Raw genomic sequence first — 1,192 nt, forward strand, 5'->3', positions numbered from 1 at the left:
GCCCGCCCCGCCGGACGTCGGCGAGAGCGCGCGGCCCGCGCGGCAGGAGCGCGGCGCGGAGCCGGTGCTGCGGGTGGAGGGCCTGGTCAAGCACTACCCGCTGCTGAAGGGGGCGGTGTTCAGGCGCAGGGTCGGCACCGTGCACGCGGTGGCCGGCATCAGCTTCGACCTCCGCGAGCGCGAGACGCTGGGCCTGGTCGGTGAGTCGGGCTGCGGCAAGACCACGACGCTGCTGGAGATCCTTGAGCTGGCCAGGCCGCAGGAGGGCCGGATCGTCGTGCTCGGCCACGACACCGCGGGTCTCGGCGCGGGCGAGCGGATGGCGATCAGGCGCGACATGCAGGTGGTGTTCCAGGATCCGCTGGCCTCGCTCGACCCGCGCATGACCGTCTACGACATCCTGGCCGAGCCGCTGCGCACGCACGCGGGGAGCACGCACACGAGGGGCACCCGCGCGAAGGGCGGCCCCGCCCGGCGCATCGCCGAGCTGCTCGCCCTGGTCGGTCTCGACCCGTCCCACTCCGAGCGCTACCCGCAGGACTTCTCGGGCGGCCAGCGCCAGCGCATCGGCATCGCCCGCGCGCTCGCCCTCGAACCCCGGCTGCTGGTCCTCGACGAGCCCGTCTCCGCGCTCGACGTGTCGATCCAGGCCGGCGTGATCAACCTGCTGAGCGAGCTGAGGGACCGGCTCGGCCTGTCCTACCTGTTCGTGGCGCACGACCTGGCCGTGGTGCGGCACATCGCCGACCGCGTGGCGGTCATGTACCTGGGCCGGATCGCCGAGATCGGCGCGGTGGAGGCCGTCTACGGGGCGCCCGCGCACCCCTACACGCAGGCGCTGCTGTCGGCCATCCCACTGCCCGACCCCGCCCGCGAGCGCGCGCGCAGGCGGATCCTGCTCGAAGGCGACCTCCCGAGCCCCGCCCACCCGCCGTCGGGCTGCCGATTCCGCACCCGGTGCCCGAAGTTCCGTTCCGTGCTGACCGACGACGAACGGGCCGTCTGCGTCGGCCTGGAGCCCGAGGTGCGGCCGCTCGCCGCTGACCAGGGCGCGGCCTGCCATTACGCGCAGAGGCTCGGCGTCGTCTAGAACCCAGAAGGATCACTCGATGAAAGCAACACGACTCGTCACGGCCGTGGCCGTGGCCGGCGCGCTCGCGCTGGCGGGCTGCGGGCAGCGCCCGGGCGGGCC

At 74.2% G+C, this 1,192-nt stretch carries 1 protein-coding gene; it reads left to right on the forward strand.

The features are described from left to right. A partial coding sequence (locus tag DQW85_RS22675) for an ABC transporter ATP-binding protein (protein WP_113702171.1) occupies positions 1-1,090 on the forward strand: 1,090 nt, incomplete at its 5' end. Positions 1,091-1,192: the final 102 nt, after the last annotated feature.

This window comes from Nonomuraea lactucae, from assembly GCF_003313395.1.
Taxonomy (GTDB): domain Bacteria; phylum Actinomycetota; class Actinomycetes; order Streptosporangiales; family Streptosporangiaceae; genus Nonomuraea; species Nonomuraea lactucae.